Source organism: Paraconexibacter sp. AEG42_29, assembly GCF_040581415.1.
Lineage (GTDB): Bacteria > Actinomycetota > Thermoleophilia > Solirubrobacterales > Solirubrobacteraceae > Paraconexibacter.
Genome location: NZ_CP114014.1, coordinates 5,677,254 through 5,689,670 on the forward strand (window position 1 = coordinate 5,677,254; position 12,417 = coordinate 5,689,670).

The window sequence follows — 12,417 nt, forward strand, 5'->3', positions numbered from 1 at the left end:
TTACGATCGACCGGACATGAGCTCGGACCCGATGCCCTACGACCATCTCGGTGAGGCGCTCGCCACCGACTACTTCATGGTCCGCGAGGAGTTCGACGACGCGGAGTGGGACCGGTTCATCGCGACCCGCCGCTTCGTCGACGAGGAGGTCCTCCCCGTCATCAACGGCTACTGGGAGCGGGCCGAGTTCCCGTTCGCGCTGCTGCCGCGGCTCGCCGAGCTCGGCATCGTCGGCGAGGACATCGAGGGCCACGGCTGCCCGGGCATGAGCCCGCTCGCGTGCGGCCTCGTCCATATGGAGCTGCACCGCGGCGACGGGAGCCTGGGCACGTTCCTCGGCGTCCAGGCCGGCCTGGCCATGAAGACCATCGCGCTCCTGGGGTCCGAGGCGCAGCAGGAGCGCTGGCTGCCGTCGATGGCCCGCCTCGAGACCATCGGCGCCTTCGCGCTGACGGAGCCCACCCACGGCTCGGACTCGGTCGCGCTCGAGGCGTCCGCCCGACGCAGCGGCGACACGTGGATCCTCAACGGCACCAAGCGGTGGATCGGCAACGGCACGATCGCGGACGTCACCGTCGTCTGGGCCCGTGACGAGGGCGATGGCGAGGTCAAGGGCTTCCTCGTCGACACGAAGACCGACGGCTACGACGCGTCGGTGATCGAGGGCAAGGGCGCCGCACGGGCGATCTGGCAGGCCGACATCACCCTGACCGACGTGGTCGTTCCCGAGAGCGAGCGCCTGCCCGGCGCCCGGACCTTCGCGGACACCGCCAACGTGCTGACCGCCACGCGCGGGACCATTGCCTGGGGCGCCCTCGGCCACGCCGTCGCCGCCTACGACACGGCGCTCGCGTACACCAAGCAGCGCGAGCAGTTCGGCCGCCCGCTCTGCAGCTTCCAGATCATCCAGGACCGCCTCGTCAAGATGCTGGCCGACGTCACCGGCATGCAGCTCTACTGCATGCAGCTCGCGCGCCTGCAGTCCGCGGGACGGCTCACCGACACCGTCTCCGGGCTGGCGAAGCTCAACAACACGCGCCGCGCCCGCGTCGTGATCGCCGAGGCCCGCGACATCCTCGGGGGCAACGGGATCCTGCTCGAGAACCACGTGATCCGGCACATGGGCGACATCGAGATGCTGCATACCTACGAGGGCACCGAGACGATGCAGACGCTGATCGTCGGCCGTGACATCACCGGCGTCGGCGCCTTCACGTAGCCGTCAACCGCTTGTTGCGTCCAGGTGCTGGAGCAGGTCGTGCGCGGCCAGCTCGACGGACTTGTGCCGCCACTCCGACGCACGGTAGACGCAGGCGATCAGCGCGCTCCGGTGCACCCGCCGCAGGTCCCCGACCACGAACGCGTAGCGGCCCTTGGTGCCGTCGGTCGCACCTTCGGTCAACCCGAGGTGCCAGGCGGCGTACTCGTCCCAGGAGTGCGACTCGAGGTACGCGTTCTGCTGCTCGGCGTTCGGCTGGACGGCGCCCCAGTCGCTGTCGAGCACGTACTGGCGTCCCTCGATCAGCGCCCGGGCCCGGGCGACGCAGGCGTCGTTGACGGCGTACGTGGCCATGGACGGGTGTTTCCCGCGCGGGGCGCGGCGTAGTCCCGCGTCCCCCTGCTGATCAGCCGGCTGCGGCTCAGGGCCGAAGGACCGCGGTCAGCAACGCCGGCGCAGGGACCTTCGCGAAGCTCCGGGCGTCGACGCAGACGTGGCGGATCGTCCCGTCGATGAGCCGGTCCGCCCCGCGGTCGATCGCGATGGTGCTCGTCACCGAGGAGGCGGAGGTCAGCTGGGGGTCGAGCGTGATCGCGAGCTCGTCGTCGAACCGAGCGGAGCCCCGGAAGCGGAGCTGCAGGTCGGCGACCACGAGATCGATGCCGGTCTGGTCGATGAACGCCTGGTAGCTGCCGAACCACTCGCGCCAGAGCTCGGTCAGGGTGACGTCGACGTAGGTGACGTAGTTCGCGTTGAAGACGATGCCCTGCGGGTCGCACTCGTTGTAGCGCACGCGCAGGTGATGGGCGAACGAGGGCGGCATGCCCGTCACTATCGCGTCACGCGAGGACGCGCACGATCGCGACGACACCGACCACGACGACGAGCGCCCGCAGCGCGGGCTCCGGCAGGCGCTTACCGATCCGCGCCCCGAGCAGGCCACCGCACATCGCGCCGAGGGCGATCAGCAGCGCCGCCAGGAGCTCGACGTCGGCCACCGCCAGGAAGACGATCGCGGCGGTGCCGTTCGCCGTGCCGGCGAGCAGGTTGCGCAGGGCGTTGACGCGCTGCAGGTCCTCCGGGATCGCCGTCCCGAGCAGCGCGAACAGCAGGACCCCCTGGGCGGCGCCGAAGTACCCGCCGTACAGCCCGGTGAGGCCGATCCCGCCGCGCAGGATGCGGCCGTTCGGCAGGTGTCCCGCTTCGCGCCGCGCCAGCACCCGCCTGGCGATCCGCGGCTGCAGCACGACCAGCACGAGAGCCGCCGAGATCAGGACCGGGACGACGACGCGGAACGCGCTCGCCGGGAGCGTCAGCAGCAGGATCGCGCCCGCGACCGCACCGCACGCGCTGGCCGCTGCGTAACCGAGGGCCCAGCGCCAGCGCCCGGCGAGCTGCTCGCGGTAGCCGTAGACCGCGGTCGCCGACCCGGGCGCGAGCCCGACCGTGTTCGTGACGTTGGCGACCACCGGCGAGAAGCCGATCGACAGCAGGACGGGGAACGTGATCAGGGTGCCGGACCCGATCACGCCGTTGATGGTGCCGGCGGCGAGCCCGGCCGCGAGCACGACGACGACCTCGAGGGCGCTCATCGCCCGGGGACTCTGCCACGGGTCGTCCCGCGCCGGCACGCCGCCCGCAGCCCCGCGACCGTGACGCACGACACACCGCTTGTGTGCGCGCTGTCGCCTACCGGCCGCGCGGCGACCGGCAGGCTGGCGGCATGAACAAGAACCGGCTCGTCCCTGCTCTCGCCGTCGCCATCCTCGCCGTCGCCCCGTCGGTCGCGAGCGCCGCCTGCCCCGACACGGGGATCTACCCCACGACCGCCAACGCCGAACGGGTGGAGCGCCTCGTGCTGTGCCTGACCAACGAGGCCCGCGCCGCCGCCGGCGTGACCCCCGTCACGCTCGACGCCCGGCTGCAGAAGACCGCGCGGGCGTTCGCCGTGGACAAGGTCGTCCGGGGCTTCAAGGGCCATGTCGACCCCGACGGGGACGACATCCCGGAGCGGATCGCCGCCGACGGCTACCCGGGCGGCGCCGCGGTCGGCGAGAACTGGGCCGGCGCGCTGGAGACCTACAGCGTGAAGGACACCTTCGCGCTGTGGATGGGGTCCGCGACGCACAGGAAGAACATCCTGAGCGCCTCGTTCCGGCACATCGGGGTCGGCGCGTACCTGCGCAAGAGCGGTGAGCAGGGCAGCATCGTGCAGGACTTCGGCGGCGCGTCCGGTGCGGCCCAGGCACCGGTGCCGCTGACCGTCAAGATCACGTCGCTCGGCGGCAAGCTGTTCGTCAGCGGTCACCTGGAAGGGGCGACCATCGGCACCCACGCGTCGATCGCCCTCCAGCCGACGCGGGTCGGCCGCTCGGCCCAGGCCGCGGTCGAGCCGGACAACGGGCGCTTTGCGGCGACGCTCACGAAGCCCCTCTCCGGCTCGGTGACGGTGACCGTCACGGCGCTCGTGGACGGCAAGACGGTCACGGTCACCAAGACGGCCTGACCGGGGTCGTCGAGGAGGCCCTGCACCGCCTTCGCGGCCGCCATTCGACGAGGACCGGTTCAGCGCGTGGGGAGCGGTGCCACGACCGCAGCCTCGCCGAAGCCCGCGGTCACAACGTGGCGGTGTCGATCACGAACCGGTAGCGGACGTCCGAGTCCAGGACACGCTCCCAGGCGTCGTTGATCTGCTCCGCGCCGACCAGCTCGATCTCCGCGGCGATGCCGTGCTCGGCGCAGAAGTCGAGCATCTCCTGGGTCTCGGCGATCGACCCGATCGCCGAGCCCGCGAAGGTCCGGCGCTGCATCAGCAGGGAGAACACCGGGACCGGCAGCGGCTCGGGCGGGGCGCCGACGTTGACCAGCGCACCGTCGGTCTTCACGAGGTTCAGGAAGCGACCGATGTCGATGGGCGCGCTCACGGTGTTGATGATCAGGTCGAACCGGCCGGCGAGCGCCTCGAAGGTCGCGTCGTCGCTCGTGGCGTGGTAGCCGTCGGCGCCGAGGCGCAGGCCGTCCTCCTGCTTGCGCAGCGACTGCGACAGCACCGTCACCTCGGCGCCCATCGCCTTGGCGAGCTTCACTGCCATGTGTCCCAGGCCGCCGAGTCCGACCACGGCGATCTGCTTGCCGGGTCCGGCGCCCCAGTGGCGCAGCGGCGAGTACGTGGTGATCCCGGCGCACAGCAGCGGGGCGGCGACGTCGAGCTCGAGGCCGTCCGGGATCCGCAGGACGAAGTCCTGGTCGACGACGACGTGATCCGAGTAGCCGCCGTAGGTGACGGTCCCGTCGCGGTCGACCGAGCCGTAGGTCTGCGTGTTGCCCGCCAGGCAGTACTGCTCGGTGCCGCCCTGGCAACTCGAGCACTCCCGGCAGGAGTTGACCATGCAGCCGACGCCGACCCGGTCACCGGGCGCGAAGCCCGTGACGTCCGCGCCGACCTCGGCGACCACGCCGGTGATCTCGTGCCCCGGGACCGCGGGGTAGGGGATGTCGCCCCACTCGCCGCGGGCGAAGTGGATGTCCGAGTGGCAGATCCCGCAGAACCTGATGTCGATCCGGATGTCGCCGGCGCCGATCGTGCGGCGCGGGATCTCGAGCGCGTGCAGCGGTGCATCCGCCGCGGGGGCTCCGTAGGCGCGTGCGGTGGTGCCTGCGGCTTGGGTGGGCTGGTTCGTCGTCTCCGTCATGTCGTTGACGATAGGCCCCGCAGGCCCCGGCTGAGGGGGGCTGTCGGCACCCCCCGGGTAGCCTCGACGTCAGTGGACCGCCGGCGTCAGATACGCGACTTCCTGATCTCGCGCCGTGCCAACGTCACCCCCGCGGACGCCGGGCTGCACGTGGCGGAGGACCGGTTGCGCCGCGTCCCGGGCCTCCGCCGCGAGGAGGTGGCCGAGCTCGCCGGCGTCAGCGTCGACTACTACACGCAGCTCGAGCGCGGCGACCTGGACGGCGCGTCCGACAGCGTCCTCGGTGCGATCGCCGGCGCGCTCCGCCTGGACGACGCAGAGCGCCTGCACCTGTTCGACCTCGCGCGGCCCCACACCCCGGCCCGCCTGCTCGCCTCGTCGGGGCTGATCCGGCCACCCGTCCAGCGTGCGGTCGACGCCTTCGCCGGCATGGCGCTCGTCCGCGACCGCAGCTGGAACTACCTGGCGTCGAATGCGCTCGCCCGGGCCGTCTACGCGCAGATCTTCGACGGGCGCACCGGGCCGCCGAACCAGGTGCGCTACGTCTTCCTCGACGAGCGCGCCAGGGACTTCTTCGGGGACTGGGACGCCGCGGCCCGCGACACCGCGCGGGTCCTGCGGTCGGAAGCGGCCCGTGATCCCGGCGACCCGGGCCCGCCGGCCCTGATTGCGGAACTGTCCGCGGCCAGCGCCGAGTTCTGCGCAATCTGGGCGGCCAACGACGTGCGCCTGCCGGCAGCGGGCCGCCACGTGTTCCGCCATCCGGAGGTCGGCGAGCTGGACCTCGCGTTCGAGGCGGCCGCACTCCGAGCCGACCCCGGGCTGACGCTGCTGCTGGCCACCGCCGAGCCGGGCTCGCCCACCGCCGCAGCACTCGCGCGGCTCTCCGTCGCCGTGTGACCTGCGGCGCCGGCGGTTCCTGGCGCTGCGCCGGCCGGTCCGGACCTCGGGGGCGGGCCGCGCCCACCGCGGACTGTCGAGTTCCTCGCCTACGACGCGGGCTGATCCGGCCGCGTCGGGACGGCGGCATCGCGCCGGGCGCCGAGGAGCGGGCGCAGGTCGTCGAGCCGGTCGTAGGTCCACCACAGGTAGTTCGCCGTCCCGCCTTCGCGGAGCGGATGGAGATCGGCGTGGCCCGGATCGTCCTGGAAGCCCTGGAACGCCTCGGGACTCTCCCACTCGACCAGGATCATGACCTGCCGCGGTTCCGCCCCGTCCGACACCGGTGCCCCCGCGAGCCTCCCCAGGGCGACGACCGCCCCGCCGTGCTTCTCGACCGCGGCGCGCGAGCGCTTGGAGTACTCCCGGTAGTCGTCGTTCGGCGCGAGGTCGAAGAGGTTCAGGGCGTAGAGCGAGGGCATGGAGACATCCTCGTCGATGCTGCAGCGGCGGTGGTCGCGAGGTCCCCACCTGGGGAACTAACCAGTTAGTACAGTGGGGTCGTGACCCGCATCGCCACCGACTTCAACGACACCACGACCGCCCTCCAGGTCGTCGAGGGCATCGACCTCGGCGGCCGCCGCGCCGTCGTGACCGGCGCGGCCTCGGGGATCGGCGTCGAGACCGCCCGGGCGCTGGCGCATGCCGGCGCACAGGTGACCCTCGCCGTCCGCGACACCGCCGCCGGCGAGCGCGTCGCAGCCGACGTCGCGGCAACCAGCGGGCGTGACGACCTGGCGGTCGCGCCGCTCGACCTCGCCGACCTCGCGTCGGTGGACGCCTTCATCGCGGCGTGGGACGGGCCGCTGCACATCCTCGTCAACAACGCCGGTGTCATGGACACGCCGTTCGGGACGACGAAGCAGGGGTGGGAGCTGCAGTTCGGCACCAACCACCTCGGGCACTTCGCGCTGGCGACCGGGCTGCACCAGGCGCTCGCAGCCGCAGGTGATGCGCGCATCGTCGCCGTCTCGTCGAGCGGGCACGGGCAGTCCCCGGTGGTGTTCGACGACCTCTTCTTCGAGCGCCGCGAGTACACCCCCGGTCTGGGCTACGGACAGTCGAAGACGGCGAACGTCCTGTTCGCGGTCGAGGCGACGAGGCGCTGGAGCCAAGACGGCATCACCGCCAACGCGCTGATGCCGGGCGGCATCTGGACGCCGCTGCAGCGCCACTGGAGCGCCGAGAAGCGCGCGGCCGCGGAGGAGCAGGCGCGCCAGGCCGAGGCGGCCGGCATGTTCCGCATGAAGACACCCGAGCAGGGCGCGGCGACCTCGGTCTTCCTCGCAACCTCGCCACGTGTCGCCGGCATCGGCGGTCGCTACTTCGAGGACGTCAACGAGGCCGAGGTCGTCGACCAACTGACCGGCGTCCACGGCGTCATGCCCCACGCGCTCGACCCGGACGACGCGCAGCGGCTGTGGAACGTGTCCGAGCAGCTCATCGCGGATGCTCGTCAGACGCGGAGCACCGGCTCTTAGCCCCGCCTGCAAGGGCCGGAGTTGCCGCCCGGGGTGCCACCACGGCTTTTTGACCGGCCTGGCGCGGTGATCAGCTGCGGCGGCGGCCGATGCGGCCGACCGATCCCCGCACACGGGAGGCGATCAGCGCCCGCCGCGCCCGGATGCGGGAGGAGGCGCGGCCGAAGGACGCGCCCACCCCGCCGATGCGCGCCCCGGCCGCCCGGAACGGGGCGGCCACCGCCGCGCGCCCACGGGCGAACGTCTGCCGGACGCCGGCGCTCTGCGCGCGAACCCAGCGCCCGGCAGAGCAGGCACCACGCCAACCCGCGCGGAACGGCCATGTGAGCCAGCCCGCGACGGCCTTGGCCCCGTCGGCCACGCGCGTGCCGACGCGGCCGAGCGCCTTGAACGTGGACGAGACCCAGCGGCCCACCAGCGGACCGAGGCCGGCGACCGCGGCCCAGGCCCGGCCGAGGAGCGCCCGGCCCTGCGCGAACGGCCAGGTCAGCACGCGCCACGCGGCCGCGCCCGCACGCACGACGACAGCAGCCAGGCGCGACGTCACGCCGCCGAGCCAGGCCAGCGCGCGATCGCACGCGCGCAGCAGCGCCTGGACCGGCCGGCCGAGGGCGCCGAGCACACGCACGCACGCGGCCAGCACGCGTTCGCCGGCGGCGGCCGCCCAGTCCGCGAGGTGGCTCAGACCCCGCGCCAGCGCGAGCAGCGGCCACAGCAGCCAGCGTGCCAGCTGCTCGGCACCCTCGAGGCCGTGCTCCACGAGCCAGCGGAGGCCGTCGGCGAGCAGGCCGAGCGGACGCAGGAGCCACGCGGCCGCGCGACCCGCGGCGGCCAACGCGCGATCGACGGCGGTCGTGCACCACTGCGCGAGCCGGGCCAGCGGACGCAGGACCGCGCGGACGATCCGGCCGAGCCACTCCCCGACCCCGTCGGCGATCTCGGAGAGCGTCTCCACGAGCCACTCGAGGCCGCGACCGAGCGCCCGCAGCGGCATCAGCAGCGCGCGTAGGACGGCCTCCACCCAGCGCGCGCCGGCCTCCGCGAGCCAGGCGAACAGCCGCGCGCCCTGCCGGAGCGGCCACAGCAACCATGCGAGCGCCGTCCCGAGGGCGCCGACGAGCCACTCCCCGGCGCCCTCGGCGACCGCCGCCAGCCATCGCAGCGGGACGAGCACGAGGTGATGGCCCGCCCACCGCAGCGGACCGACGATCACGCGCTCCCAGACCCAGACCCCGCCCCGCTCCAGGGCAGCCGTGCCGGCGCGAACGACGCGGACGACGGCGACGAAGGGGCTGATGACCGCGGCGATCAGCCACTCCCACCACGCCAGAGGCTGCTCAGCTTCCGGCGGCCCCGAACCGCGATCGGCCTTCTCGATGTCGATCGGCTCGTCCAGCTCGGGCATCGCCTGACCGTAGCGCGGCGGCCGCCGGGCCCCGCACGAGGACTAGGCGTCCGAGGCGACGAACCCGCACTGCTGCCCACGCCGACTGTGGCCCGCGAAGCGCTCGATGTGCAGGGCGATCATGCTGCCGAACCCCGTCCGCACGGCGGGCTGGACACCACCCGCGTCCGAGAGCGCGACCAGCAGCGGCCGGTGTCGTTCGTGGAGCGACATCACCGCTGTGAGCACGCCGACGACTCGTCGCGGCCAGCTCGGTCGGCAGGGTCGGCCGACCGGGGAAGCCCAGTGTCATCGCGACGCACCTCGATCGGGCTCTCCGGCGGCGTCGCGGAGTACCCGATCTCGCCGTAGAGCGCGCCGGGCGTCGGCTCCGACACCCCAGGCCTCCAGCGCTGCGTCGGTGTCCGGATCCGTCGGCCGTGCGCCCCCGGGCGTGCGATCGAACCGCGGGGCGGCCTGCGGCTGGACCACGCCATCGAGCTCGACGAACGTCCCGCGGGCCCGCAGGTGCGGATGGTCCGGAGCCTCGCCGAGACCGCGGACGACCGTGGCACACGCTTCCTCACCGTCGAGGATCGCCGCCCACTCGTCCGCCGACCTGCGTGCGACTGCGAGGGCGATCACCTCGCGCAGCTCGGGCCAGCGGTCCCGTTCCCACTGCGGTACTGCCTCCGGGTCCAGCTCCAGCAGCTCGAGCAGGCGAGAGTAGAACTGCGGCTCGATCGCGCCGAGCGCCACGTGGCCGCCATCTGCCGTGACGTAGACGTCGTAAAAGTGCGCGCCGGAGTCCAGCATGTTCGTCCCCGGCTGATCGGCCCACCGTCCCTCCGCGCGCATCCCGTGGAAGATCGCGGTGAGCGACGCGACGCCGTCGACCATCGCGGCATCGACAACCTGCCCGCGACCCGATCGCGCCGCCTCGTGCAGACCGCACACGACGCCGAACGCGAGGTACATCGCCCCGCCGCCGTAGTCGCCGACCAGGTTCAGCGGTGCCAGCGGGCGCTCGCCGTCTCGTGCCAGCGCGCCGAGCACGCCCGCAGCAGCGAGGTAGTTGATGTCGTGACCGGCGACCGCGGCAAGCGGTCCGTCCTGCCCGTAGCCCGTCACGCGCCCGTACACCACGCGGGGGTTTCGCTCATGCACGTCGACCGGGCCGAGGCCGAGCCGTTCCATCACACCGGGCCGGAAGCCCTCGACGAGCGCGTCCGCGCGCTCGACGAGATCGAGGATGAATCCGCGGGCGTCACCGTGGCGGAGGTCGACCGCGATCGACGGACGGCCGCGCCGGGTGACGTCGTACCGCGGCGGCACCGTGCCAACTCCGCCAGGCCGGTCGACGCGCAGCACGGTCGCGCCCATGTCCGCGAGCATCATCGCCGCGAACGGACCCGGGCCGATGCTCGCGATCTCGACGATGCGCACGCCGTCGAGCGGCCCGCGCGACGTCACTCGCCGCCGGCCCGCATGGTGAGGTAGCGCCCCACCGCCTCAGCTCGGTTGGACGCTCCGAGCTTGCGGAGCAGCCTGGCGACCTGCGCCTTGATCGTGTTGGGGGCCAGGTGGAGCTTGTCCGCGATATCGCGGTTGGAGCGACCCATGACCATCAGCTCGATGATCTCCCGCTCGCGGGGGGTCAACAGGTCGTCGAGCAGCGGCGACGGCGCCCCGTGAAGGCCCACCGCGGACGAGAACACCGGCGCGCCTGCGAAGTCGGTCGAGACCGTGACCGGTGCCGACACGGCCTCCTGAATGAGCGCGTTGGCCGATGTCGTGAGGTGCCGCATCTCGGTCGCGAGCTCGCCGAGCCGGGCCCGTAGGACGGTGCGCTCCAGCGCCGATCCGATCAGGTGGGCGAACACCTCGACGCCGTCCCGCTCGGCGTCGCTGACCACAGGGCCGGATCGGTCGACCACGAGCAGGGCGACGACGCGCGACTCGGGCACGATCGGCGCGATCACGTAGTCCTCGAGATCGAGTGCCTCGGCGAGGACGCTCCGCAGCGGCGCGTGGCACCGCGCCAGGGACTCCGCGCGCCGGATCAGCTCGGCCTCCTGGCTGTCGGTCCGCAGCGGGATCGGACCCCGCACCGCGCGCAGGCGCAGCGCGTCCGATGCCTCGTCCGGGATGGCGTGGCCCCCGTCGGCACTCAGCCACCCCTCGCCGACCGTGACGACCAGGGCGCGGGCGAAGCCGCAGAACCCGCACGCCTGTCCGCTCGCCCGGGCCAGCAGCTCGCTGACGGTGGCCGCCGAGTTCAGGCCGCGCTGCGCACGGCGGAGATCGCCGCCGAGGCCGAGCGACCCCCCGGAGACCATCGCGAACTCGCTCATGCGTCCATCCCGAGCGGTCCGGCGACATCGCCTTCGAGGAACTGCCGGACGAACGGGTCGGGCGAGTTGAAGATCGCCTCGCGGCTCCCGGAGGCGATGATCTGCCCACGCCACAAGACCGAGATGTGGTCGCTGATCAGCTTGGCCAGAGCAATGTTGTGCGTGACCACGATCATGGTCCCGCCGAGCTCTGCCTGACGCTCCAGGAGCAGCTCCCCGAGCAGGGCGGTCCGCACCGGGTCCAGCCCGGAGTCGGGCTCGTCGCAGAGCACGATCCCGGGCTCCATGACGAGTGCGCGCGCCAGCCCGGCGCGTTTGCGCATCCCGCCCGAGAGCTCCTTCGGGTATCGATCGAACGACTGCAGCAGACCGACGGCGTCGAGCTGCTCCTCGACGAGCTGGCGCACCTCACGCTCGTTCAGGTCGGTGTGCTGACGCAGCGGGAACGCGACGTTGTCGTAGATGTTCATCGAGCTGAAGAGCGCGCCGTCTTGGAACATGACGCCGATCTCGCGCCGCAGCGCGAGGATCTCGGAGCGGCTCATCGTGCTGAGCGCGCGGCCGTGGACGAAGATCTCCCCCTCGTCCGGTGAGAGCAGACCCAGGATGTGCTTGACGAGCACGCTCTTGCCAGTGCCTGACGGGCCCAGGACCGTCGAGATCGATCCCTCCGGGATCTCGATGTTCGTTCCCGTCAGGATCTGGTTCGTGCCGAACGCCTTCTTCAGGCCTTTGGTCTGGACCGCCAGGAAGTCGGCGATCGACTCCGGCGGCGCCGCCTGGAGCATGCTCATGGCGTAACGACGTGCTGGGCCTCGACAACGGCGAGCAGCCGGCGCAGGATCGGGTCGACGACGAGGTACTTGCGGATCGGCCCGCGGGCGGTGGCGCCGCCCTCGATGAGGCACGTAGAGAGCACGAGCTCCCCGCGCATGAAGCGCTGCGCCCGCTCGGCGTCGAGCTCGACGGTGATCTCGGAGTCCGTGCCCGCAGCCAGCTGCGGCGGGACCCGGTCGAGCAGGAGGGTGACGGGCTCCTGCGTCCCGCCGGCGACCGTGAACGTGATGCTGGTCCCGGCCTCGCCGAGTCGCTGGACCGCGGTGCCCTCGTTCTTCAGGACCCGTTCCACCCGCTCTCGCATGCTCATCTCCGCTCCATGTGCCGACGTGCTCACCTCCGAGGCAGTCCCTTCACCGTGCACGAGCCGCAGGCCTCCGCGGCGCCGGACCGACGGGCGATCCCCCCCGGCGGCCGGACCCGCTCCAAAGGGCCGCGTCCCGTGAATTGTCGGCTCCCCTCTCGACATGAGGCGACACTACACGAACTCCACGTGTTAAGCGAACGACTG

15 protein-coding genes are annotated in these 12,417 nt (G+C 72.5%); 4 read left to right on the top strand and 11 right to left on the bottom strand.

The annotated features are described in order from the left end of the window. Nucleotides 1-16: 16 nt before the first annotated feature. Nucleotides 17-1,219, top strand: coding sequence for an acyl-CoA dehydrogenase family protein (locus tag DSM112329_RS26865; RefSeq protein WP_354699651.1), 1,203 nt, complete (start codon nucleotides 17-19; stop codon nucleotides 1,217-1,219). Nucleotides 1,220-1,222: 3 nt separating this feature from the next. Here the strand turns inward: DSM112329_RS26865 and DSM112329_RS26870 are convergent, their stop codons facing one another. The 3 genes from DSM112329_RS26870 to DSM112329_RS26880 all read right to left on the bottom strand — a co-directional run bounded on the left by DSM112329_RS26870 (nucleotide 1,223) and on the right by DSM112329_RS26880 (nucleotide 2,811). After that, nucleotides 1,223-1,573 (bottom strand): hypothetical protein, encoded by a 351-nt coding sequence (locus tag DSM112329_RS26870; protein WP_354699652.1) that lies wholly within the window; start codon nucleotides 1,571-1,573, stop codon nucleotides 1,223-1,225. A gap of 67 nt (nucleotides 1,574-1,640) precedes the next feature. After that, nucleotides 1,641-2,042, bottom strand: a complete 402-nt coding sequence (locus DSM112329_RS26875) for a thioesterase family protein (RefSeq protein ID WP_354699653.1) — start codon at nucleotides 2,040-2,042, stop codon at nucleotides 1,641-1,643. 16 nt (nucleotides 2,043-2,058) lie between these two features. Then, the gene (locus tag DSM112329_RS26880; RefSeq protein ID WP_354699654.1) at nucleotides 2,059-2,811 is read right to left on the bottom strand and encodes a sulfite exporter TauE/SafE family protein; all 753 of its coding nucleotides are present in this window, start codon (nucleotides 2,809-2,811) and stop codon (nucleotides 2,059-2,061) included. A gap of 131 nt (nucleotides 2,812-2,942) precedes the next feature. On the opposite strand from DSM112329_RS26880, the gene DSM112329_RS26885 reads away from it, so the two are divergent. Continuing rightward, a complete protein-coding gene (locus tag DSM112329_RS26885) occupies nucleotides 2,943-3,725 on the top strand; it encodes a CAP domain-containing protein (RefSeq protein WP_354699655.1) in 783 nt (260 codons plus the stop codon). A gap of 109 nt (nucleotides 3,726-3,834) precedes the next feature. Here the strand turns inward: DSM112329_RS26885 and DSM112329_RS26890 are convergent, their stop codons facing one another. Beyond that, complete coding sequence (locus DSM112329_RS26890) at nucleotides 3,835-4,911, bottom strand: NAD(P)-dependent alcohol dehydrogenase (protein ID WP_354699656.1); 1,077 nt, start codon at nucleotides 4,909-4,911, stop codon at nucleotides 3,835-3,837. A gap of 72 nt (nucleotides 4,912-4,983) precedes the next feature. Here DSM112329_RS26890 and DSM112329_RS26895 point away from each other — a divergent pair, with 72 nt between their 5' ends. Next, nucleotides 4,984-5,811: a helix-turn-helix transcriptional regulator gene (locus DSM112329_RS26895; RefSeq protein WP_354699657.1), complete on the top strand. Its 828-nt coding sequence runs from the start codon at nucleotides 4,984-4,986 to the stop codon at nucleotides 5,809-5,811. A gap of 89 nt (nucleotides 5,812-5,900) precedes the next feature. Here the strand turns inward: DSM112329_RS26895 and DSM112329_RS26900 are convergent, their stop codons facing one another. Continuing rightward, the gene (locus tag DSM112329_RS26900; protein ID WP_354699658.1) at nucleotides 5,901-6,272 is read right to left on the bottom strand and encodes a DUF1330 domain-containing protein; all 372 of its coding nucleotides are present in this window, start codon (nucleotides 6,270-6,272) and stop codon (nucleotides 5,901-5,903) included. An 81-nt stretch (nucleotides 6,273-6,353) separates the two neighbouring features. On the opposite strand from DSM112329_RS26900, the gene DSM112329_RS26905 reads away from it, so the two are divergent. After that, on the top strand, nucleotides 6,354-7,331 hold the full coding sequence (locus tag DSM112329_RS26905) for an SDR family NAD(P)-dependent oxidoreductase (protein WP_354699659.1): 978 nt from the start codon (nucleotides 6,354-6,356) through the stop codon (nucleotides 7,329-7,331). A gap of 70 nt (nucleotides 7,332-7,401) precedes the next feature. Here the strand turns inward: DSM112329_RS26905 and DSM112329_RS26910 are convergent, their stop codons facing one another. Genes DSM112329_RS26910 through DSM112329_RS26935 form a run of 6 tightly spaced genes read right to left on the bottom strand, consistent with a single transcriptional unit; the run spans nucleotide 7,402 to nucleotide 12,216 of the window. Next, entirely contained in the window at nucleotides 7,402-8,736 is a 1,335-nt protein-coding gene (locus DSM112329_RS26910; RefSeq protein WP_354699660.1) for a hypothetical protein, read from the bottom strand. 42 nt (nucleotides 8,737-8,778) lie between these two features. Then, nucleotides 8,779-8,964, bottom strand: a complete 186-nt coding sequence (locus DSM112329_RS26915) for a hypothetical protein (protein WP_354699661.1) — start codon at nucleotides 8,962-8,964, stop codon at nucleotides 8,779-8,781. Between the two features lie 60 nt (nucleotides 8,965-9,024). Further along, nucleotides 9,025-10,161, bottom strand: coding sequence for a CaiB/BaiF CoA-transferase family protein (locus tag DSM112329_RS26920; protein WP_354699662.1), 1,137 nt, complete (start codon nucleotides 10,159-10,161; stop codon nucleotides 9,025-9,027). A 23-nt stretch (nucleotides 10,162-10,184) separates the two neighbouring features. Beyond that, nucleotides 10,185-11,069: a LuxR C-terminal-related transcriptional regulator gene (locus DSM112329_RS26925; RefSeq protein ID WP_354699663.1), complete on the bottom strand. Its 885-nt coding sequence runs from the start codon at nucleotides 11,067-11,069 to the stop codon at nucleotides 10,185-10,187. After that, nucleotides 11,066-11,863 (bottom strand): ATP-binding cassette domain-containing protein, encoded by a 798-nt coding sequence (locus DSM112329_RS26930; RefSeq protein ID WP_354699664.1) that lies wholly within the window; start codon nucleotides 11,861-11,863, stop codon nucleotides 11,066-11,068. Before DSM112329_RS26930 ends, DSM112329_RS26925 begins: the two co-directional genes overlap by 4 nt. Beyond that, a complete protein-coding gene (locus tag DSM112329_RS26935) occupies nucleotides 11,860-12,216 on the bottom strand; it encodes a hypothetical protein (RefSeq protein WP_354699665.1) in 357 nt (118 codons plus the stop codon). Before DSM112329_RS26935 ends, DSM112329_RS26930 begins: the two co-directional genes overlap by 4 nt. Nucleotides 12,217-12,417: the final 201 nt, after the last annotated feature.